This is a genomic window from Shewanella litoralis, from assembly GCF_009828585.1.
Lineage (GTDB): Bacteria > Pseudomonadota > Gammaproteobacteria > Enterobacterales > Shewanellaceae > Shewanella > Shewanella litoralis.
On the sequence record NZ_WSRZ01000005.1, the window covers coordinates 12,801 to 35,842 of the forward strand.

Annotated in this window: 19 protein-coding genes and 1 tRNA gene; 7 read left to right on the top strand and 13 right to left on the bottom strand. The window is 42.7% G+C overall.

What is annotated here, in order from left to right; translation table 11 throughout:
- Positions 1-163 precede the first annotated feature (163 nt).
- From GQA99_RS05950 to GQA99_RS05975, 6 genes are all read left to right on the top strand, one after another.
- Complete coding sequence (locus GQA99_RS05950; RefSeq protein ID WP_160052985.1) at positions 164-1,450, top strand: NAD(P)/FAD-dependent oxidoreductase; 1,287 nt, start codon at positions 164-166, stop codon at positions 1,448-1,450.
- A 72-nt stretch (positions 1,451-1,522) separates the two neighbouring features.
- On the top strand, positions 1,523-2,971 hold the full coding sequence (gabD, locus tag GQA99_RS05955; protein ID WP_160052986.1) for an NADP-dependent succinate-semialdehyde dehydrogenase: 1,449 nt from the start codon (positions 1,523-1,525) through the stop codon (positions 2,969-2,971).
- An 11-nt stretch (positions 2,972-2,982) separates the two neighbouring features.
- Positions 2,983-4,260 (top strand): 4-aminobutyrate--2-oxoglutarate transaminase, encoded by a 1,278-nt coding sequence (gene gabT / locus GQA99_RS05960; protein WP_160052987.1) that lies wholly within the window; start codon positions 2,983-2,985, stop codon positions 4,258-4,260.
- A 123-nt stretch (positions 4,261-4,383) separates the two neighbouring features.
- Positions 4,384-6,501, top strand: coding sequence for a methyl-accepting chemotaxis protein (locus tag GQA99_RS05965; protein WP_160052988.1), 2,118 nt, complete (start codon positions 4,384-4,386; stop codon positions 6,499-6,501).
- Positions 6,502-6,590: 89 nt separating this feature from the next.
- A complete protein-coding gene (locus GQA99_RS05970) occupies positions 6,591-7,250 on the top strand; it encodes an RluA family pseudouridine synthase (RefSeq protein WP_160052989.1) in 660 nt (219 codons plus the stop codon).
- A 430-nt stretch (positions 7,251-7,680) separates the two neighbouring features.
- Positions 7,681-8,403, top strand: coding sequence for a DUF599 domain-containing protein (locus tag GQA99_RS05975; protein WP_160052990.1), 723 nt, complete (start codon positions 7,681-7,683; stop codon positions 8,401-8,403).
- Between the two features lie 822 nt (positions 8,404-9,225).
- Here GQA99_RS05975 and GQA99_RS05980 read toward each other — a convergent pair.
- The 12 genes from GQA99_RS05980 to rpsU all read right to left on the bottom strand — a co-directional run bounded on the left by GQA99_RS05980 (position 9,226) and on the right by rpsU (position 20,774).
- Complete coding sequence (locus tag GQA99_RS05980) at positions 9,226-9,684, bottom strand: hypothetical protein (protein ID WP_160052991.1); 459 nt, start codon at positions 9,682-9,684, stop codon at positions 9,226-9,228.
- A gap of 192 nt (positions 9,685-9,876) precedes the next feature.
- Positions 9,877-10,044, bottom strand: a complete 168-nt coding sequence (locus tag GQA99_RS05985; protein ID WP_160052992.1) for a hypothetical protein — start codon at positions 10,042-10,044, stop codon at positions 9,877-9,879.
- Between the two features lie 337 nt (positions 10,045-10,381).
- A complete protein-coding gene (locus GQA99_RS05990) occupies positions 10,382-12,361 on the bottom strand; it encodes a DEAD/DEAH box helicase (RefSeq protein WP_160052993.1) in 1,980 nt (659 codons plus the stop codon).
- Positions 12,362-12,838: 477 nt separating this feature from the next.
- Entirely contained in the window at positions 12,839-14,035 is a 1,197-nt protein-coding gene (locus GQA99_RS05995; protein ID WP_160052994.1) for a site-specific integrase, read from the bottom strand.
- A 189-nt stretch (positions 14,036-14,224) separates the two neighbouring features.
- Positions 14,225-14,659 carry a hypothetical protein gene (locus tag GQA99_RS06000; RefSeq protein WP_160052995.1) on the bottom strand — a complete coding sequence of 145 codons (435 nt, stop codon included), beginning with the start codon at positions 14,657-14,659 and terminating at the stop codon, positions 14,225-14,227.
- Positions 14,649-15,029 carry a hypothetical protein gene (locus tag GQA99_RS06005; protein WP_160052996.1) on the bottom strand — a complete coding sequence of 127 codons (381 nt, stop codon included), beginning with the start codon at positions 15,027-15,029 and terminating at the stop codon, positions 14,649-14,651. Before GQA99_RS06005 ends, GQA99_RS06000 begins: the two co-directional genes overlap by 11 nt.
- Before the next feature lie 10 nt (positions 15,030-15,039).
- Complete coding sequence (locus GQA99_RS06010) at positions 15,040-15,207, bottom strand: hypothetical protein (RefSeq protein WP_160052997.1); 168 nt, start codon at positions 15,205-15,207, stop codon at positions 15,040-15,042.
- A 682-nt stretch (positions 15,208-15,889) separates the two neighbouring features.
- A tRNA-Ile gene (locus GQA99_RS06015) sits at positions 15,890-15,966 on the bottom strand.
- A gap of 332 nt (positions 15,967-16,298) precedes the next feature.
- Positions 16,299-18,140, bottom strand: coding sequence for an RNA polymerase sigma factor RpoD (gene rpoD, locus GQA99_RS06020; RefSeq protein WP_160052998.1), 1,842 nt, complete (start codon positions 18,138-18,140; stop codon positions 16,299-16,301).
- A 150-nt stretch (positions 18,141-18,290) separates the two neighbouring features.
- Positions 18,291-20,018, bottom strand: a complete 1,728-nt coding sequence (dnaG, locus tag GQA99_RS06025; protein ID WP_160052999.1) for a DNA primase — start codon at positions 20,016-20,018, stop codon at positions 18,291-18,293.
- 89 nt (positions 20,019-20,107) lie between these two features.
- Positions 20,108-20,551 carry a GatB/YqeY domain-containing protein gene (locus tag GQA99_RS06030; RefSeq protein WP_160053000.1) on the bottom strand — a complete coding sequence of 148 codons (444 nt, stop codon included), beginning with the start codon at positions 20,549-20,551 and terminating at the stop codon, positions 20,108-20,110.
- A 7-nt stretch (positions 20,552-20,558) separates the two neighbouring features.
- Positions 20,559-20,774, bottom strand: coding sequence for a 30S ribosomal protein S21 (gene rpsU / locus GQA99_RS06035; protein WP_006080725.1), 216 nt, complete (start codon positions 20,772-20,774; stop codon positions 20,559-20,561).
- Positions 20,775-21,107: 333 nt separating this feature from the next.
- On the opposite strand from rpsU, the gene tsaD reads away from it, so the two are divergent.
- Positions 21,108-22,124 (top strand): tRNA (adenosine(37)-N6)-threonylcarbamoyltransferase complex transferase subunit TsaD, encoded by a 1,017-nt coding sequence (gene tsaD, locus GQA99_RS06040; RefSeq protein WP_160053001.1) that lies wholly within the window; start codon positions 21,108-21,110, stop codon positions 22,122-22,124.
- Between the two features lie 24 nt (positions 22,125-22,148).
- On the opposite strand, the gene plsY is transcribed toward tsaD, so the two are convergent.
- Positions 22,149-22,778, bottom strand: a complete 630-nt coding sequence (gene plsY / locus GQA99_RS06045; protein WP_160053002.1) for a glycerol-3-phosphate 1-O-acyltransferase PlsY — start codon at positions 22,776-22,778, stop codon at positions 22,149-22,151.
- Positions 22,779-23,042: the final 264 nt, after the last annotated feature.

Sequence of the window (23,042 nt, forward strand, 5' to 3'; positions counted from 1 at the left end):
GCCACGCTTGTTAAGTGTGGCTTTTTTTTAACACTGTGTTGGTTAGGGTGTTAAATATATTCTACAAAGTGTCAAAAATTACGTTTTAAATGCTAGTTTTTAAATAGGCTTAAGTGTACGATGAACCAGTTGTATTTCGTTTTGAACCCATAAAGGAAGCGCTATGTCCGCCACACCTCACGCTAGCTCATATTATGCTGCGTCGGCTAATGATAAAGTCGAACGCCCTCGTTTAGAATCGTCAATAGAAACCGATGTTTGTATCATTGGTGCGGGATATACCGGGCTGTCTTCGGCGCTGCATTTATTAGAAAGCGGCATGAAAGTGGTTATCCTTGAAGCGGCCCGTATAGGTTGGGGCGCATCGGGTCGAAATGGCGGACAAATCGTCAACTCTTTTAGCCGCGACATCGACAGTATTGAAAAGGTCGTTGGCAAAGAACAAGGCAAATTATTCGGCCAAATGGCGTTTGAAGGTGGCCAAATCATCCGTGAGCGTATTGCCAAATACAATATCGATTGTGACCTAAAAGATGGTGGAGTATTTGCGGCAATGAACGCCAAGCAAATGGGCCATTTACAGTCGCAAAAAAAGCTATGGGAATCCCATGGCCATCACAACCATTTAGAAATGCTAGACCACGATGGCATTCGTAATGTAGTGAATACCGATTTATATGTGGGTGGTTTGCTTGATAAAAGCGGCGGCCATATCCACCCGCTCAATTTAGCATTAGGCGAAGCCCGCGCAGTTGAATCCTTAGGCGGACAAATTTTTGAAGACTCAGCAGTGATCAACGTTGATGACGGTGTGTCGCCGATTGTGCACACCGCACAAGGGCAGGTTAAATGTAAGTTTGTGGTCGTTGCGGGTAATGCTTATTTGGGTAAATTATTACCAGAGTTACAAGCTAAATCAATGCCGTGTGGTACTCAGGTTATTACTACTGAACCACTGTCTGATGAAATGGCAGCCAGTTTATTACCGCAAGATTACTGCGTAGAAGATTGTAACTACTTGCTCGATTACTACCGTCTCTCGGGCGATAAACGCTTAATTTTTGGCGGTGGTGTGGTGTACGGTGCTCGCGATCCGGCTAACGTTGAAGCCTTGATTATGCCTAAGCTGCTAAAAACATTCCCACAATTAAAAGGCGTTAAAGTGGATTACGCCTGGACCGGTAACTTTTTAATGACCTTGTCACGCTTGCCACAAGTGGGCCGAATTGGACATAACATTTATTACTCGCAAGGCTGTAGCGGTCATGGGGTGACCTATACTCATTTAGCCGGCAAATTAATTGCTGAAATGCTAAATAATCAAGCGACACGCTTTGATGCGTTTGCGGCCTTACCGCATTACCCATTCCCAGGTGGACATGCACTGAGAGTACCATTTAGTGCGTTAGGTGCCTGGTATTACACCATGCGCGACAAGTTTGGTATTTAGTCTTAGCGAGTAACGTAGTTAAGCATATTTACAGGGAATTAAGTTGATTATCAAATTGAGTAGGAGAGCGTTGTGATTTTAAATGATCCAAGCTTATTGCATGAGCAATGTTATATCGATGGTGTTTGGGTAAGTGCTAACAGCGGTGAAACCGTTGCTATACACAACCCTGCCAACCAAGCGTTAATTGGCCATGTGCCAGTGATGGGGGTGGCTGAAACTCAAGCGGCTATTGTAGCAGCCAATAAGGCGTTGCCAGCCTGGCGAGCGCTGTCGGCTAAAGAGCGTAGTCAAAAGCTACGCCGTTGGTTTGAGTTAATGCACCAACATGCTGATGATCTTGCACTGATGATGACCACAGAACAAGGCAAGCCCCTAGCAGAAGCTAAAGGCGAGGTGACATATGCTGCTTCGTTTATTGAATGGTTTGCTGAAGAAGCCAAACGCATCTATGGCGATACTATTCCTGGGCATCAAACAGATAAAAGGCTGACAGTAATTAAACAACCTGTTGGCGTTACCGCGGCCATTACACCGTGGAACTTTCCTGCAGCAATGATTACCCGTAAAGCGGCGCCTGCGCTTGCTGCGGGTTGTACTATGGTGGTTAAACCTGCACCGCAAACGCCCTTTACCGCATTAGCGTTAGCTGAACTGGCTCATCGCGCGGGTATTCCTGCGGGGGTATTTAGTGTGGTCACAGGTGATGCCATTGCCATTGGTAACACCTTATGTGAAAGCCCAATTGTGCGTAAGTTATCGTTTACTGGCTCAACAGCCGTTGGCATAAAGTTAATGGAGCAATGCGCACCGACACTTAAAAAACTGTCGCTTGAACTTGGCGGCAATGCACCGTTTATCGTGTTTGACGATGCCGACATTGACGCCGCAGTCGAAGGCGCCATGATTGCAAAATATCGCAACGCAGGCCAAACCTGTGTGTGTGCTAACCGTATTTATGTGCAAGCCGGCGTGTATGAGCAATTTACCCAAAAATTTGCTGCTGCTGTCGCTAATCTCAATGTGGGTAACGGCGCAGATGATGGGGTCAATATTGGCCCGTTAATCAATCAAGCAGCTGTGGCAAAAGTGCAAAGCCATTTAGCGGATGCCGTAACCAAAGGCGCCAGTGTTGTGGCGGGTGGTAAAGCTCATAGCCTAGGTGGATTGTTTTTTGAACCCACCATTTTACGTGATGTCGATAAGTCGATGTTGGTGGCCAAAGAGGAAACTTTTGGCCCATTAGCCCCGTTATTTAAATTCGATACCGTTGATGATGTGATTAAACAAGCCAACGACACAGAATTTGGTTTAGCGGCGTATTTTTACGGCCGCGACATTTCGCTAGTCTACAAAGTCGCTGAAGCGCTTGAGTATGGCATGGTCGGAGTCAATACTGGATTAATCTCGACTGAAGTGGCGCCTTTTGGTGGCATTAAATCGTCAGGATTAGGTCGCGAAGGCTCTAAGTTTGGTATCGAAGAATACCTTGAAATGAAATATATCTGCATGTCAGTTTAAGAGAGTGGGCAATGACTAAAACAAATGATGGATTAATGGCGCGTCGCCAGGCGGCAGTGGCTCAAGGTGTAGGACAAATTCACCCAATCTTTACTGAGCGCGCTGAAAATGCCACGGTGTGGGATGTCGAAGGCCGTGAATACATTGATTTTGCCGGTGGTATTGCAGTGCTTAATACTGGCCACTTACACCCAAAAGTGAAAGCGGCAGTAGCAGCGCAGCTAGATGCCTTCTCGCACACCTGTTTTATGGTATTAGGTTACGAAAGCTATATTGCGGTATGTGAAAAACTTAACCATTTAGTGCCAGGTGATTTTGCTAAAAAGACCGCGCTGTTTACCAGTGGTTCAGAAGCGGTTGAGAACGCCGTAAAGGTTGCGCGTGCGTACACTAAACGTGCTGGTGTGATTGCCTTCACCTCTGGATATCATGGCCGTACGATGGCGGCATTGGCTTTAACCGGTAAAGTTGCGCCATACAGTAAAGGTATGGGCTTGATGTCGGCTAATGTGTTCCGCGCTGAGTTTCCGTGCGAAATGCATGGCGTATCTGAAGATGATGCGATTGAGTCAATTGAACGTATTTTTAAAAATGATGCAGAGCCTGCAGATATCGCCGCCATTATTTTAGAACCTGTACAAGGTGAGGGCGGGTTTTACGCCGTGACACCTTCGTTTATGAAGCGCTTACGTGAGTTGTGTGACAACCACGGCATCGTGCTGATTGCCGATGAAGTACAAACTGGCGCGGGTCGTACAGGGACTTTCTTTGCGATGGAGCAAATGGGTGTGGCCGCTGACATTACCACCTTTGCTAAGTCTATCGCTGGCGGTTTTCCATTGTCTGGTATTACTGGTAAAGCAGACGTCATGGATGCAGTAACCGCAGGCGGACTAGGTGGCACTTATGGTGGTAGCCCTATTGCCTGTGCAGCAGCGCTCGCAGTTATTGAAGTGTTTGAAGAAGAACAATTATTAACTCGCGCTAATGACGTGGGTAATCGGCTTAAAACGGCATTAACCGATATGCAGGCTAAATACCCGCAAATTGCAGATGTGCGTGGTTTAGGTGCGATGATTGCCATTGAGCTGATGGAAGACGGCGTACCGGCACCACAATACAGCGCTAAGATTTTGGCAGAAGCACGAAGTCGTGGGCTGATTTTATTGTCTTGTGGTACCTACGGTAATGTTATTCGTGTGTTAGTGCCGCTAACGGCGCCTGATGCGCAAATTGATGCAGGTTTAGCCATTATGGATGGTACATTTCAAGCAGTATTTAAGTCATAGCGTACTGTTTAAAAAAACGTCAATAAAATCCCGCTTTTAGTGGGATTTTTTTTGGGTTTTACGATATGTTCTTAAAAGCTGACTACACTTAAAAAGTCGTGTAAACACTGGGAGTTGAATTGAATGAAAGCACTATCCATTAGATCAAAGTTGCTCTGGATCACCTCGGCATTATTTATTGCCACCGTTATAACGCTCTCAGTCAGTTTATGGATAGTGCTAAAAGATAAAAATAATAGCTTAGCAGCCGAAGTTGAAGTGGCTTTACAGCAAGAAATCAACGATAAGTTATCTGCTAGAGCGGGTGAGTATGGGGAGCGTGTTGCTGGCTTTATCAATGAAGCTTATCGTATTCCTTATTCATTTACAGGATTAATCGAACAAACTTCGAAACAAGATCCACTAACTCGTGAACGACTCGAGCTATCGCTCGCTGCAGTGTTACAAAAAAATGCGCAAGTTTCGTCAATGTATGCTCAGTTCGAGCCGAACGGTTATGACAATCTAGATGATGCTTACCGTCAAGGTAGTAGCCACAGTGTGCCTAATGCCGGCACGTTAGAGATATACTACACCCGCAACGCAGACGGTACGGTGGAACAGCAATCGGTTGATAATGCAGCCGAAAAATATATCGATACCCTCAATGAGTTTGGCATACGAGAAGCGGAATGGTATTTGTGTGCTAAAGACAGTAAAAAGCCTTGTTTAATGGAACCCTACTTATACGAAATTACTCCAGGTAATAACGCATTAATGACCTCACTCACAGTGCCTGTGTTGGTCGATAATCAGTTCAAAGGTTTGGTGGGCGTCGATATAAACTTACCGATATTCCAAACAATGATTATGGAACTGTCAAAAAGCTTGTACCAGGGCCAGGCTAAAGTGACTTTGGTTAGCCAAAAAGGTTTTGTGGTGGCCGCAAGCCATTATACTAAATTCGCACGGCCGTTGAGTGAGTCGGTTAAGCCTGAATTGGCCAAAAAGTTATTAGCATTAAATACCGCCTCTGGTTTTGTTAATGAGCCAGACAGCATTGCGGTTGGTTACCCTATTGCTATCCCTCTTGCCAATACAACATGGTCATTGATTATTGAAGTGCCCAAAAGCCAGGCTTTTATGGCCGTTAATCATATGAACGATTCAATGACTGAAATGGAAATGTCATTAGGTGGTTTGTTATTAATGATAGGCATCGCCGTTACCGTTATTGCCGTGATTATTATTAGTTTGCTTATCCGCAGTATCATTGCGCCATTGAATATGATCCAAATGCGGGTCGAAAACTTGGCCAGTGCCGAAGGGGATTTAACCCAAACCATCGAGGTTGATGCTCATGCGGAATTGATTGCGCTAGGCGGCGGAGTTAATCGTTTTATTGCTAAATTACGCCATTTAATTTCTGAACTTAAAATACTTGCAGACAGTTCGCAACAAGAAAGTATTAAGTCAGCTGAGATCGCTAAGCACACCCGTGAAAGTGTTAACAGGCAGTACCACGAGATTGAAAGCGTGGTCACTGCAGTTAATCAAATGAGTGCCACCGCCTTAGAAGTGGCTAAAGCCTCAGAACAAACGGCGATGGAAACGGAGTCGATGACCACTAATGTTAAAGAAGGTGAGTCGCGTTTATCTCAAGCTATGGTGTTTGTAGAGGGCATGTCTAAAGAGTCAGCCCAGGCGCAGCAAGCGGTTAATTTAGTATCGCAAAGCAGTGGCAATATTAGCCGTATTTTAGAGGTGATTAGTGCTATTGCAGAGCAAACTAATTTACTCGCTTTGAACGCCGCTATTGAGGCTGCACGTGCTGGAGAGCAAGGTCGTGGTTTTGCTGTGGTTGCCGACGAAGTGAGAACATTAGCATCGAGAACTCAAAAGTCGACTGATGAAATTAGTACCTTAATTGATTCACTGCAAAAAGAAGTGAAAAATGCATCGAACATTATTGATAAAGGGGCACAAGGCGCGAATAAAGCCGTTGAGCAAACACAATTGGCGTTGCAGTCATTAAATGCCATCGTGTCGCAAATTGATGAGATATCGAGCCAGGTGACCCATATTGCGACCGCTGCAGAAGAGCAAAGTGCGGTCACTGAAGAGGTCAATCGTAATATTACCGGTATTTCAGATTCAGCTTCAGAGCTGTCACAACTCGCCGACGAAGCGCAGCAAAGCAGTGACAGTCTTGCAGAGCTTGTTCGTCAGCAACATCAACAGCTAGGACGTTTGCGTACTTAAGTTATTTTTAAATACTTTAATGATACAAAGGTGGCCAATGAGCCACCTTTGCTATTATTATCGCCGTATAATTTGATGATCAAAATGCTATGTCTGAATTTATTGCGCCACCCTGTCACGGTGTTATTGAGGTGTTATACCAAGATGAACACTTACTGCTGATTAACAAACCTTCTGGGCTGTTGAGTTTATCGGGTAAAAATCCACTCAATAAAGACTCTGTGCATTATCGCCTAGTGCAAGACTTTCCTACTGCGGCCTTATTGCATCGCCTCGATTTTGGCACCTCAGGTATTATGCTGGTGGCGCTCAATAAACAGGTTAATGGTTTATTGACCCAACAATTTCAGCAACGCACTATAAGCAAAACTTATACTGCAATGCTACACGGTGTGTTAGCGGATGAAGAAGGTGAGATTGATTTACCCATCGCCAAAGACGTCGATAATTTTCCGTTAATGAAAATTTGCCATAGCACCGGCAAGCCTGCTAAAAGTCATTATCTGGTTATAGCGCGGCATCCTCAAGGGTTATCAACCAAGGTGACATTTAACCCCATTACCGGCCGTACGCATCAGTTACGTATTCACAGCCAGCAGATTGGCCATCCTATACTGGGTTGTGATTTGTACCATAATGAGCAGTCACAACAGATGGCACCGCGATTACGCTTGCATGCAACTACCTTAACTTTTATTCACCCCATTACCCTCGAGACTATGAATTGTATTTGCCCAAGCCCATTTTAAACCAATGTGCATTAATTCATTCAGTCATGCGCCTTGTTTATGCTCTTTTACACTCACGCTGAGTCATTACTTACTTAACGTGGAATGGTTATACCATTTCCAATAATTATGTGACCAATCAGAGTCACTCAGATTGTTCAGTTTGAGGCGCATTGTTGAAATAATGGTTATTCCCTTCTAAGACAATGCAACAAAGAAATGAACGGTCTGAGTGCCTCCTACAAGGCGGGTTTCTGTGCCTTCTATGCTGCTTAATAGCATTTTGACGTAGAGCAACTATGCCTACAATTCTATTACTTGCCTAGAAGGCACAGAACTCCCGCTGAATGACCAGATAATTAATGGAATTGGTATTAGACAAAAACTGATTTATGACGAATAAAAACTGATGCATAATCAATCTATTATTTTTGGGTAATAGGTGATTAACATGATGGTGTCATGGATCGATTCGTTAGCCTTTATTGTGTTTTTAGTTGCCTGGGTTGGTTACACAGGTTTTGCTCGTCGTAAAGCTAAGACAACGAACTGTATTGCCAGGGTAATGCATCAACAGCGAATTATGTGGATGTCGCAAGTTATTGGTAAAGAAAACCGAGTGGGTGAGGCGGCATTACTGGCTAACCTTGAACGAAATATCGCTTTTTTTGCTTCAACGACCTTACTGGTTTTAGCGGGTGTATTGACGTTATTCTCGCAAGTCGAAAAGCTTGAAACTGTCATTGCTTCAATTCCATTTACCGCCCCGCCTAATCATGCTTTAGTACAGGTAAAGCTCGGTTTGTTGGTGGGTATTTTTGTATTGGCGTTTTTCCAGTTTACCTGGTCAATGCGCCAATATGGATTTGTTAACGTGATGATTGGCGCAGCGCCATTAGATAAAAGCGGTACCGATACAAACCTCATCGCTTACGCAAGGCAAATGGCAGTAGTACAAGATCAAGCCGCTCATTCATACAACTACGGCCTGCGATCATATTATTATTCAATGGCAGCGCTGTGTTGGTTTGTAAACCCGTGGATGTTTATCGTAGCCAGCTTGTTTGTAGTGTATACCCTGTACCAACGTGAATTTAACTCTAAAGCCGTGGTCGCCATCACCGCTGCCCAAACGCATTTAGAAAAAAGCCCCTTACATATTCATAAAGCATAACGCTTGCAGTTAATTCGCATCATGCCACGCCATGTTAAGCATAGCGTGGTGAATTGCATCAGCTCGATAGCACACCGTTAATGCTTGTGACCCATCAAAATCCTAAACTCCAGATACGAAAAAGCCGTAGCAATGAAACATTGCTACGGCTTATCTGAATTGGTGGCCCCTCCCAGACTTGAACTGGGGACCTGACGATTATGAGTAAAGGGTAACGCTTCAAAAAGTGAGGCAACATAAGGCTATGTTGAAGCGATGGACTAGGCTGTTTTGACTTCAAGCCATAAAAGAGCCAATAACCCCAATACTAAATCCAAAAGACAGGAGAAAGACCGGAAGGTGTTTTTAGACGAACTCTTTTCGATGTTAGGTAAGCGCGCTCACAGAGAAGCCTAGAGACACGTTCAAATACCAACCCAGACAATGTCACTCTAAAGTCAAAAAAAGGCTGAAGGATTACAACTCCGGAGCACAGGCCCCACGGCGTCAGCCTACCCTCATCTTCTTTAACAAGTACACACTAAATTTTTTTTCAATTCGAGCTGCTCTCACGTTGGCGAGAAGTGAAATTAAATTGAGTATGTATAACATCTCGCGACAGGTAGAAGCGCCACACAAGGCGAACTAGACTAACAACTGACTGAATTTTTCGATCAATTCTGCAAGATGCAAAATTCTGAAATCGGTTCCACCTTGGCTAAAGGCATACTTCTGTCGCGCTTACTTTGCTACTTACGGCTTAACAAGGACAAGAATAAGGATATATAATTAATGTTCTTTATCACAAATACCTCGTTTGCAAGTACCATCTTGATTCCCAATTTAATCACTTGTATCTACAACATTTTCATGTGAAATAAATATCTGTATGGCATCATTTACATCATTATAAGAAACTTGTAGATTCTTATTAGAGTCCAGATTGCTCAAAGGTTTATATACAAAAGCAACATCTCTGTCAGTAGAATCCAATGAGATGATATTGACCCCTTCTCCATTTGAATTACTTTCAGATATATAAGTGCTATTACCATTTTTTATATCATAAAGCTTAATATTATTAGTTACCTTATCTTTTGAAAATGTCACTATATCAATTTGAGTGTTTGGTTGAAGATTATAAAAAGAAAAACAATTAGGATAACCATTGAACTTACTAAGCTCTATCTCCACAGACTTATGTTTTTCTAATTTTGAACATTCTATTTTAGTTGCGAAGCTAGAAAATGATAGAGAAAAGCAAAATGCTATTACACCTAGTTTGAGTAGATTTTTAAACATAAAAAGTCCCTTTAAGTAAATTGAAACAAAAAATTAACATGTTAGATGTTAGATCGTCAAATGTAATGGTTATACAGGCAAGGTGAGATTGCGAACGTTTTACGTTACGTACAGATTTAGTATTTTTTTAAAACTTAATTTGTTCAGTACGCCATCATTTCATGAATGTTTGAAAGTGATTCAGTATTTAAATTATTCATTGTGCGTGAAAAATGCACACTCATGCGGTTGCTCTGATGTAACTGCGTCCGTTGACCACCAACGAATATATTCCACGTCTAAACATTCAATAAGAGGTTTAATTCGCTCAAAAATGGGATAACCACTTAAAGACAAGAAGTCTTGTGACGTTATTTTCATTATGCTTCCTAAATAATTCTAACTCTCGGATGATATCATTTCTGTGTCAAAACTGAAGCGTTCAGGAATGTAGATTGATAGCTCTGAGAAACTTTGGGGTAAAAGTGTGTTAGGTAAACAACGAGATAGCAGTCAAATCCACCTACATTGCCATGCTAGTAGCATTAAGCGGCAGTGTTAAATTGAATTACCAAATGACGCTGTAGTAGACCACTTTGCTGATAACTACATTCTAAGCCTGAATCACCATGGTAGACATGTATCAGTGGAACGAGGGGGTAATGCTCTAAGACGTAAGGATTGGTTTCAATCAGACTAGAGCATCACTAAGCCACGGTTAAGGTATTGGGTCTACTTCTGGTGTCACATTCACCTGACTTTTGCGAAGTATCTTAGCTCTTGACGATGTCTTGATTGACCGAATGTTGTAATCATAACCAAATGCACCAATTTTGCTAATGATGAAGCTTTGCTTACCACCGGAACGTTTTTCCTCACACACAGTGAAGTCTCGTATGATCGCGTAAATGAAACGACTCGTTACTTTAAACTTGTTGTTTTTCTGCACACTAAAGCCAGTAATATTCAGCTTACCAATGAAATTTTTAAATTCACTATTTTTCTTAGCAAATTGACGATAAGCCTCTAGAAAGTATTTCTCAATAGCTTCTTGCCCGTTTAGTGCTACTTTTCCATCACGTTTTAAATCTTCTTTTAATGCATCCATAATAGGAATAATGTCTAACCGTTTTTGCACTGAATGCGCAAATTCCAACACCTGTTGCGCTCTGTTCTGTTTGATGGCATCTAATGCTTGGTCTGGTGGAAGAATAAGAGAAAGTTTTAGCATGCTTTGAGCTATGCCACTGATGGGACCAGATTGTTGGTGCTCCTCAGCAAGCTCATTGATTGCACTGGTAGTCAAATTCGTTACATCATTTTCAGTACAATCCGCCGCTGCCAAATAGTCTGCAATCGCGAGATTCCGAGTATTTTCTTGGGCCTCACTTACTTGAGCTAAAATCTCACAAACTAAGTCACGATGCTCGTCAGTATTAGTATCAAAGAACTTAACACTTTCAAAACAATTGATTCCTATTAACGCCTTATTCAACGTATGGTCATTCTGATACTGTGCTTCCATAGTCGCAGTGTAAAGCTTTGCTAACAAGGCAATGTCATTGATGCTTGGTGGTAAGTTGTCTCTACTGTCGTAGCGTATTGGCGAAAAACGCTGATGACACTCAACAGTGTAATTGACTTTCGAAACGGCTGAACTCATCGGTGTACCAAGTTTATTTAAATCCGTACAGAAGGTCAGTGCGCTATGACAAAGAGACTCAAGGTTCTTACGTTCTTCACTGATTTCAATTTGTACACGATTCAATTCAAAATTAAGTAGGTGTAAGCAAAACTCTGGTGATGATTTCCGGCATCTCCCAATGAATTGCTTAATCTCATCACAGTGTAACTTACCAAAAATGTGCACCATTTCAATATTGTTGTTCTTAATGTTAATCGCTTCATCCAGTAAGGAGGTACACAGTACAATGTCGTAGTCCGCTATGTGACTTGTTTCTAGAAACTGGATCACTTCACTCGACTTTTGATTATCACTATGGATTTCAAGCACTCTCATGTCTTGCATTTCAAAACCGACTTTCATCTGTTTGATCGCTTCTTTGTCATTGAGTCTAATGATAGCTACCTTCCCATCAGTAGGATAAATAGTTAGCAAACTTTCTTCCAATGACGTCCTATTCTTATAAAAGTGAACCTCTGCTTTGGGTTGTGACTTGTTCCTATGAAGTATCTCAATTTGCTCGTTAAATTCTAATGGGAAGATATCCCGCTGAAATGTCGCACTTATCGTTATAACTTGTTTGAAAGTGTGGTCATCAATGGCGTTTAGAATGGGAGTTAGAGCCGATTCACGATAGCTTGCAGCCTGATATATTTTATGAGCTTCATCGATAACCAGCGTGTATTCAGAAAAGTGAACGCCTGAGTCAAGGAGTTGTTGTAGTTTGTCGTATACACACACAATCACGTCAGCATCCAAGCTGTTACTTGTGTCGTTTGCAGTAAGGCACTGCACTCTGGGGTCATCTTTAAAATCGTGAGCAAGTTGTGCAACCTGTACATTTACAGGGCATAACATGAGAACTTTCGATTTCTTAGCCAATTCTTCAATAATAAAGGTTGTTTTTCCGCATCCGGTTGGTGCACCTAAATGAGTAAGGTAGTGCTCGATTTTAATAGATAAATCGGAAATGAACTGGTCTTGCCCAAGTGTCAATTCTGTCAATAAAGTCATAATAAATTCTCAATGTTTAAATGAATGAGAGGCGATTATGGCTGTACACAAGCATTTATCAATGTTTATATTTGCATAAGGTATTGATATAAAAGTGATATTTATAAATATTATTTGTAGCGACTAAACCCGTTTTTAAGAGCCAGAACCGTTCAAAAAGGTATCTAGAACCGTCTTAAAAGTGCTCCCTTGTAAACTTACAACGTGGGCTTTTTAAGGCGCTATAAACCTGCTTTTAAGAGGCTCATGACATTTAATCATATCTTTAAGGGTTTTAATTCCATTTGGGAATGATTGATGGTGGTGCAGTCTTTTCAGTAAGCATCTGCTGATGCAACAGGGTGAAATCGATTTAGCGCAATGAGTACACTAGGCACGGGTAAATACTCATAAGCCCTCTGGTATTTTGTATGAACCCTAAAAAAAATGTGATACTCAATAACGAGTATCACATTTAGATTTGTTTAATTAGTGCTGTTAAGTCATTTGCGTGGCATGGGTAATAAAGGCAGACACATTACTACTCACGTCACGAAGCCTACCCGATGCCAAGTGTGCATATCGCTCAGTCGTTTGAGCACTGTGGTGACCCAGTAAATGCTGTACGTCATAAAGTGTCGCAGAACCGCTATTGATTAATATACTGGCGAACGAGTGACGTAAATCATGGATGCGCAGTTTGTCTAAGCCTTCAGCACTCTCTTTTACCCGCATAAAGGCTTTTTTAGGATGGGACATTGGCTTGTCACCAAATCGACCCGCAAACATGTAAGTATGATTGTTTTTTCTCATCGTTCTTTGAAGCTCAATAATTTCAATGGCACTGCTGTTGAGTGGTACTGAGCGAGCAAGACCTGCTTTGGTGTGAGGTAAGAATAAACTCGGTTCACCATCATTAAATCGTAAATCTTCCCATTTAGCGTTGAGTATTTCACCTGCCCGCATACCTGAAAGCAAAGCAAGCTTGAAAAAGTTGGCTGCGCTCTGATTAGTATCTTCATCACAAGCTTTGAGAAAACGTGTGATTTGCTCGCTACTCAAAAAGAAATTGCGTTGATTGTTCTCCTTGAGTTTTTTCAGGTGGGTAGCGGGGTTAGTGTCTAGATGTCCCCACTCACAAGCCAATTTGAGCATACGGTGTATAAGTGACAGCATACGGTTGATACTTGCTGGTTTCAAAATGCCGACACGACTGTCCATGAAACGTTGAATTTCTTGTGCTCGAATCGCATTCAATTTACTTTCTCGCCACAGAGGATAAAAGTAGTTTTTCAATATGGAGATGTCATTGCGATAACTTAACTTGTTGGCCTTGGCATAAGGCAGGTAGTGTTCTTCCGCAAATTCATAAAAGTTCACCACGGCACGTTTTGCATCACGTTCTGCTTTAGGGTCAAGACCATCGGCAATCATACGTTTCAATTCGTACGCTCTCAGTCGAGCATCTTTTACATCAAATGCGCCCAGTTCCCCAATCATTAAAGAACGTTTTGTGCCCTGAAAGCTGTAGCGAAATAAGAAACGTTTAATACCTTTACGATTAACCAGTAAACGTAACCCCGTACAGGCGGTATCTGAATACTCGGTCTCTTTACTTGCACTGTCAGGTGGTGTTGCAGGTAGCTCAGATAACTGAGTTTTTGAAAACTTAAAACGTTTGTTGGTTATATTCATCAGGAATACCTATTTTTGAATGAGAAAGGAAGACGTTTAACTGCCGTTTGAGTACAGGACAAAGTGACAGGCGTTTTTGAACGGGCGGAATTACCCATTAATTGATTGTTGTATTTTCATTAGTCAAAAAAAGTAGGCGAGGAGGGGCTAACGTTAAAGTGAGGCTTAGCAACGGCTAAACCTCATAACTTACTGTTTACCGAGTTTCTTGAGCTTCTTACGCCATGCAGCAAAATCACCAGTAAATAGGTGTAGAAATAGATTCTTTTCACTGACCGATAAGATACCTTCCGCACGTAAACACGCACAAAGGAATCCCGCATTGTTACTACTACTGCCTTTGGTAAATACGGGTTTTAGCATCGAACTTTTAAAAGCAATAGCGGGTGTCAGTGGTTTACCTAAGCATTCTTCAATGCAATCAAGCGAAATCCATTCTTTTGAAAACAAACCACCCGAAGCGTTGGCACTAATTCGTAAGCAAACACACCCATCGATTAATGCCAGTTGATATTCCAATGCTTTGCTACCCTCTAGACTGGCATTGAGCTTGTTCGCATTCGCCGTTTTTAATAAGCAAAAGGTGGCGTTTTCAATTGAAGCCGTTTCAGTTTCAAGGTTCATAGTGTTCCCCATTGTATTTGTAAGACTCCAACAGCTTGTCTAAAGCGTTATGTACACCGCCTTGAAAAAGCAAATAGTTACCTCCACCTGCCTGAGTCGTAATAACCAAGGCTAAATACCAATTGTCAGCTAAGTGCGTAATGAACTCAGAGCATTCAAATGAATCAGTTAGGTCAGTGACGTTTTCCAACACCAGTTCAATGTTGTCTTCGGGCATAAAAGCAAAGAGTTGAGTTTGGTAGTCGTGCCAAAAATGTTCAGCTGCATCAAAGGATCCAAATGGGGTTAAACATTCAGCCATTAACGCGCCCTTGACCGTTTCCGGATGGTTAAGGTGTTTGATCTGTTCTAGTGAAGTGAGTATCTTCATTTAGCTCCCCTTAATCACTTGGACCAAAAACGAGACCGATTAAACAACCCGCTGCACCACCAACAGTTGTCCCTATTCCTGGCACGATACTACCCGCACGCATTCCGGCAATAGCACCAGTAAGAGCACCCTTTAAACTTGGTTTGATAATGATTGATGAATCTTGATTTGTGATCATGTGTTACCCCTAAATAGTCAATAAAATGAAACTTCCAGAAGGTGGAGTTCAAATCATTAATATCTAGTTGAAATTGAGTCAGTTTCGGTAAGTAGATGGATGGACACTCAGCGTCAGAATCATTGAATCTTTATAATCTATAAAAATACGCTCAGCCACGTTCGAGGCCGCTTCGCTTAATCTTTAAATATTAGAAAAATTAAATAATAGTTTTACTTAGGGACCGCGACAGTGGAAAAACAGTGAAATGGTGAGGGGGTTGTTCGGTGAATCGAAATTGAAGTCGTGAAGTTGCAGCTTTTAGGAGTCCTCCAAATTGCGGGGCGTTTGGGGTGTAACTAGGATTGGTAGTCGTTGGGGCTATTGCCAAGTATTTGCTTGGTGAACGTGGCTATGTTGAATTGAGTAAGGAAAGAGTCGGGAAGTGCGAGTTGGGCTGGTCTATTGCTGGTCTTTGACCGTTTTTTGAAGACGGAAGTTGAATTGGTGTTGAGTGTTTTTTGTGAAATACAGTAGGTGTTTGTTTACTTTTTTGCAGGCGGGGGGAAACGAGGCGATTTGCTTGTGCGGAGGGTCTAACAAGGGAAAAAGGTGTAGGTCACTAGTGATCTGAAATCCCCAGCCATGGACCGGCCCTTAAACGAAAAAGACCCTCGAATTTCTCCGAGGGCCTTATCTTAATTGGTGGCCCCTCCCAGACTCGAACTGGGGACCTGACGATTATGAGTCGTATGCTCTAACCAACTGAGCTAAGGGGCCGACTTACGATAGTCGTCACTATCGAAAGCGGGTGAAAGTATACGAAGTTTGTTCGCGCTTGTCACCCGTGTTTTAACCACTATTTACTTATCTTGTTTCAATTGGTTATCTGTTAAGCAGTTTTGTGGTTATTAAAGTCAGTTGCAACGACTTTTATCGCTATTAACTCAAAGCGTAGAGCATGAATTCGCTGCAATGAGTGATATTGAAGTGAGTTGTTGGGATTGAATTGTTGGGTATGAGTTGTTTATGTGAAAAACTTAACGCGTTAAATATGAGGTATAAAAAAACCTGCCGAAGCAGGTTTTTAACCACAGATGACTCAAATAAGCTTATTCGTCTAGGAACGACTTTAATATTTCTGAGCGAGAAGGGTGGCGTAACTTACGTAACGCTTTAGCTTCAATCTGACGAATACGTTCACGTGTTACGTCAAACTGCTTGCCCACTTCTTCAAGAGTGTGGTCGGTGTTCATGTCGATACCGAAACGCATACGCAGTACTTTTGCTTCACGGGCTGTTAAGCCTGCTAGCACTTCGTGAGTGGCGTTCTTTAGACTTTCGCTTGTGGCTGAGTCTAATGGTAGCTCGAGGGTAGTGTCCTCGATAAAATCACCTAAATGCGAATCTTCATCGTCACCGATTGGGGTTTCCATTGAGATTGGCTCTTTAGCGATTTTAAGTACCTTACGGATCTTATCTTCAGGCATCATCATACGTTCTGCCAATTCTTCAGGAGACGGTTCGCGGCCCATTTCTTGAAGCATTTGACGTGAAATACGGTTCAGCTTGTTGATAGTTTCAATCATGTGTACTGGAATACGGATCGTACGTGCCTGGTCAGCAATCGAGCGAGTAATCGCCTGACGGATCCACCAGGTTGCATAAGTTGAGAACTTATAACCACGACGGTATTCAAATTTATCAACCGCTTTCATCAAACCGATGTTACCTTCCTGGATTAAGTCCAAGAACTGTAAACCACGGTTGGTGTACTTTTTCGCAATAGAAATAACCAGACGTAAGTTGGCTTCAACCATTTCTTTCTTAGCACGACGTGCTTTGGCTTCACCAATCGACATACGACGGTTAATGTCTTTAATGCCTGCTATGGTTAAATCTGTCTCTTGTTCAATGGCCGCCAGTTTACCTACACAACGCGCGACGTCGTCTTCGATCATGCGAAGACCTTCAGCGTATGGTTTCGTGCTGGTTTTTTCTGTGCTAAACCACTCTAAACTTGTTTCGTTACCCGTAAATGCTTTAATGAAGTTTTTCTTCGGCATTTTGGCTTGTTCAACACAAAGCTTGATCACGAGACGCTCTTGAACACGTACGCGATCCATCATGTTGCGCATGCTTTTCACTAAACGGTCAAACTGTTTAGGAACGAGGCGGAACTCTTTAAATAATTCACCGATAACAAATAACGAACCGATGGCTTCAGGGTGGTCACGGCCTTTTTCAGCAATAATGCCTAAGCTCTTTTCGTAAGCTTCTCTAAGTTGAGTAAACTTCTCTTTAGCTTCTTCAGGATCGGGACCTTTGTTGCCTTCTTCCTCTTCTTCGTCATCGTCGTCATCGTCGTCATCATCGTTATCGTCATCATCATCGGTGTCAGCCAATTCTGAACCAATATTGGTGGCGGTAGGGGCGACGTCATCGTCGTCAGGATTGATAAATCCAGAGATAATATCAGACAAGCGTAATTCGTCAGCTTCGTACTGGTCGAATTGCTCTAAGATCATTGCGATAGCTTGAGGGTATTCACTCACAGAACTTTGTACTGTGTTAATACCTTCTTCGATACGCTTAGCAATAACAATTTCGCCTTCACGAGTAAGTAGCTCTACAGTACCCATTTCACGCATGTACATACGTACTGGGTCAGTGGTACGGCCTAACTCACTTTCTACGGTTGCGAGTGCTGCCGCAGCTTCTTCTGCAGCATCTTCGTCTGTGTTGTCTTCCGACATCATCATGTCATCGGCATCTGGCGCTTCTTCAAAAACGCGGATACCCATGTCATTTATCATCTGGATAATATCTTCAATCTGATCTGAATCGACCATGTCTGCTGGTAAGTGGTCGTTCACTTCAGCATAGGTTAAGTAACCTTGCTCTTTACCTTTAGCGAGCAACAGTTTGAGTTGCGACTGCGGAGTGTGATCCATAGATATCATCCAAGTTTGGGTAACTGATAAAACGATAGGCCATCTAGCTACGCTAAGTGGCGCGCAAATCGTCAATTATAACTGTGCGGACTCATCTTAGCTAGTCCGTGGCACCGTTTTGTACGCAGATTATTTGTTAATAATTGGGTACTATTTTGCAATGCCTTTCATTATCGCAATTAACTTTGTGAGCTGAACTTTTTCAACTTTTGTCAAAGTCTGTTTCAGGCTTAGCTCTTGGTATAGTTGTTCAATATATTGATTATTCAACCATATCAAGGTTTGCTTAAACTCTGGCAATACGTTTTCATCCGCCACTTGATGGTCCCATTGGGCTAGCTTTGTTAGAGTGCTTTTTTGTTCATGCTCTCTATGCAGTTCAAGTAGTTGTGCGCTGTTTAACGATTGCTCTCGAGTCATGTCTAGCAAGTGTCCTAGTAATGCGATACCAGGCATTTGCAGTCGTTGTAATGCAGGCTGAATGGCTAAACCGAAGCCGAGGCTCGGGTTTTGAACAAGTAAGGCAATGGCTAACCTTAACGGTGTACCACGGCCTTGTAAGCCTTTTGCATTAAGCGGTTTTGCTTTGTTAACCGCAAAACCGAGTTTTTTCTTTAAATCTTCGCTACTGTTCATGCCTAATTTGTGTGCTAGGTTTTCTAACAGCAAATTCTGTAGGACGGTATCCTGTACCTTTTCAATTAGCGCAATGGCTTGCTTGGCTAATGCCCCTTTATCCGAGCCATGATTGCTACTTAATGTATCAAACAAAAACTCTGGCAATAACATGGCTTGTTGCATTAGTGCTTCAAATGCATCTTTGCCAATTTTTCTGACCATGGTGTCAGGGTCTTCGCCTTGTGGCAAAAACATAAATTTAACCTGGTCGCCGGGTTTTAGCAGTGGCAAGGCGGTTTCTAGTGCTCGCCATGCCGCTTCTCTTCCAGCGCGGTCACCGTCATAACAACAGATGACTTGTTTGGCACTACGCACCAACAGTTGAAATTGTTCAGCAGTGGTTGAGGTGCCTAATGATGCTACTGCGTAATCGACCCCAAATTGTGCCAGGGCGACGACATCCATGTATCCTTCAACAATTAACACATGTTGTGGGTCACGGTGTTTTTGTTTGAGCTCATATAAACCATAAAGCTCATTACCCTTATGAAATATGGGCGTTTCTGGAGAATTCAAGTATTTTGGGGTACCTTCACCCAAAACACGTCCTCCAAATCCGACTACGCGACCTCTGCGATCACGGATCGGGAACATCAATCTGTCGCGAAAACGGTCATAACGCTTACCGTTATCGTTGGCAATGAGCATGCCTGCTGTCAGTAATTTGTCTTGTGCTGCCTGGTTTTGGCGATAACGGCCCAGTAAACCATCCCAACCGTCTGGTGCAAAGCCAATACCAAATTGTTCAACGACCTCGTCGGATAAACCACGAAATGCGAGGTAATCAATTACTTTTTGTTTATCTGTGTGCTGCCGTAATTGAGACTGATAAAAAAGGTTAGCTTCTTCCATCAGTTCGTATAAATCGCGGCTTAATGCTTGGTCAGGCCTTTTTCCGCTACCTTGTTCTCTTGGTACGGGGATTCCGAGTTGGCCGGCAAGTTCTTCAATGGCATCAACAAATTCGAGGCGATCATATTCCATGACAAAGTCAATTGCATTGCCGTGGGCGCCACATCCGAAACAATGATAAAACTGCTTGTCTCTGCTGACGGTAAAAGAGGGTGATTTTTCACTATGAAAAGGACAACAAGCCGAGTGGTTTTTACCGGCTTTTTTCAAAGGAACTTTGCGATCAATTAGATCGACTATGTCAATGCGAGCTATAAGCTCATTGATAAAATCACGAGGTATCGCCATTGATTGCTATTTTTCTCGAATTTACTTTATCAACTGATTTAAACAAACAAGCCGTGCAAGTGCACGGCTTATTCAACATTAAAAAGCGATTACTTCAATTTAGCGCGTATCATAGTACCAATGGCACCTAAATCTGCACGTCCTTGAACTTTCGATTTTAATGCTCCCATTACTTTACCCATATCCGCCATGGTTGCAGCACCTACTTCAGCGATAGTGGCATCGATAATCGTTGCGACTTCATCTTCAGTAAGTTGTTTCGGTAAAAAAGTTTCAATAACTTGAATCTCTTCTGCCTCGGCTGCAGCTAACTCCGGACGACCGGCTGCTTCATATTGAGCAATCGAGTCACGGCGCTGTTTCACCATTTTGGTTAATACAGCTATCGCTTGTTCATCAGTCAGAGTTTCGCGGGTATCCACTTCAATCTGTTTGATGGCGGCAAGTGCCATACGAATTGTCCCCAGGCGTACTTTTTCTTTAGCACGCATGGCGTCTTTCATTTGGTCTTTTAGCTGATCGGTTAAGTTCATAATGAGATTAATATAAACGTACGCGACGTGCGTTTTCGCGAGAAAGCTTTTTAGCTAAACGCTTAACTGCAGCAGCTTTTGCACGCTTACGAGCAGTAGTTGGCTTCTCGTAGAATTCACGAGCACGCACGTCAGCTAAAATACCAGCTTTTTCACAAGAGCGCTTGAAACGACGAAGAGCTACGTCGAATGGTTCGTTTTCACGTACTTTAATAATTGGCATACGCCATCACCCCTTAGGTGTAGTTATGTTGGTTGGCTAAGTCTACAGTTCAACACTGTCTGTCATGAGTTTAAAAACAAATGCCAGCACATTAAACAGCAGTGTCTCAACTCAATCCAAAGGCTATTTAAAATGGTGCGGAATTTTACACCGAGCAGCGACCATTTGTAAACCCCTGATTGATTTTCTCTTTGCGTTGGCTGTAAGGCACTCATTTTTAATATGTTAGCTGAATTTAATCAAAACTCTGGCAGGTTAAATACTGAAACATTGGAGTATTTACCTCGACACGGGTAGAATTAGCGGCCATATTTTTGATGAAGACGAGAGATTATGCGGGTTATTGGTATAGAGACATCCTGTGATGAAACTGGGATTGCAGTGTATGACGATAAATTAGGCTTAATGTCGCATGTGCTATATAGCCAAGTCAAATTGCACGCCGATTATGGTGGTGTGGTGCCTGAGCTCGCATCTCGTGATCATGTTCGTAAAATTGTGCCGCTAATTAAACAGGCGTTAACTCAGGCTAATTCAAGTTTAGATGACATCGATGGCGTGGCGTACACCAAAGGCCCTGGGCTCATTGGTGCGTTGCTTGTAGGTGCCTGTGTAGGTCGCTCTTTAGCTTATGCATGGAATAAACCTGCTGTGGGCGTACATCACATGGAAGGCCATTTATTGGCACCTATGTTAGAAGATGATGCACCGGAATTTCCGTTTGTCGCATTGTTAGTGTCAGGCGGTCATTCTATGTTGGTGCAAGTTGAAGGCATTGGCCGTTATCAAGTGTTAGGTGAGTCGGTTGATGACGCCGCGGGTGAAGCGTTTGATAAAACCGCCAAGCTAATGGGACTGGATTATCCCGGCGGACCACGCCTAGCTAAATTAGCGCAACAAGGTGTACCAGCTGGGTATAAATTCCCGCGACCTATGACAGATAGACCGGGATTAGATTTCAGCTTTTCTGGTTTAAAAACCTTTACCGCCAATACTATTGCGGCAGAGCCTAACGATCATCAAACTCGGGCGAATATTGCTCGCGCGTTTGAAGAGGCCGTTGTTGATACCCTGGCAATTAAGTGCAAACGAGCTCTAAAGCAAACGGGTTATAAGCGATTAGTGATAGCCGGTGGCGTGAGTGCAAATACGCGGTTACGTGAATCGTTAGCTGAAATGATGACTAATTTAGGCGGTAAAGTGTACTATCCGCGGGGTGAGTTTTGCACCGATAATGGCGCAATGATTGCTTATGCGGGTTTACAACGTTTACGCGCTGGGCAGATTGAGCCTTTGTCTGTTAAAGGGCAACCTCGTTGGCCTTTAGATACCTTACCTGCAGTAAATTAGCGTTAACTGCTCGTGATGATAAACCTAACTTTTATTCGATGAGTTAGGTTTTTTTATGGATTTTTTTCGGGAGACTTTACTTTCTTTGCCAAGGCGCAAACGGCCGATATTGTCTTTATGACGAATTAAAATCAAGGTAGAAAGCATCGCAACAGGCAGAATAAACCTATCATCTAACCACCAGGTATAAAAAGGCGCGAGTGTTGCAGCAGCCATGGCTGCGACCGATGAGTAACGCGTGATAAGCACAAACACAATCCAAGTAACGATAAGGCACAAGGCTAAATCGCCACCAATGGGCGCCATTGCACCAAATGCGGTAGCGACACCTTTACCGCCTTTAAAACCAAAAAACAGTGGAAATATATGACCTAGACAGGCACTGACTGCAATAAAGCCTAGTGATGCCGCATCAAGACCTATTTTATAGCCAAGGTAAGAAGGCAAAGCACCTTTTAGCATGTCGAAAAATAGGACTAAAACCGCAGAGCTCACGCCGCCGATCCGCAATACGTTTGTGGCGCCAGGATTGCCAGAGCCGCTGGTTCGTGGATCAGGTAAACCTCTTATTTTACAAACCAATACGGCACTTGAGATCGAACCTGCTAAGTACGCGGCGATGATCATCAATATTGTGACAATAACGGTGTTCAAATTGGTTTCCTTACTCTTCTTAGGGTATCATCGCGCATTCGTTTGTAAGACAGGTATTTTTCAGTATCCACTGACACTGTCTTCACGTTAACATTGTTGATTCAAACAAGCTGATTAAAATACGTTGCTTCAAATAATGTTAATTGCACAACAGCGCTTATCCTACTGCTTTAATTCATTAGGAAAAAGGCCAAATGTGTATTATTAAGCATATAATCGGTAATAAAGTTTGATTAAGATGATCTTCGGGTCTGTTTAAGTCGT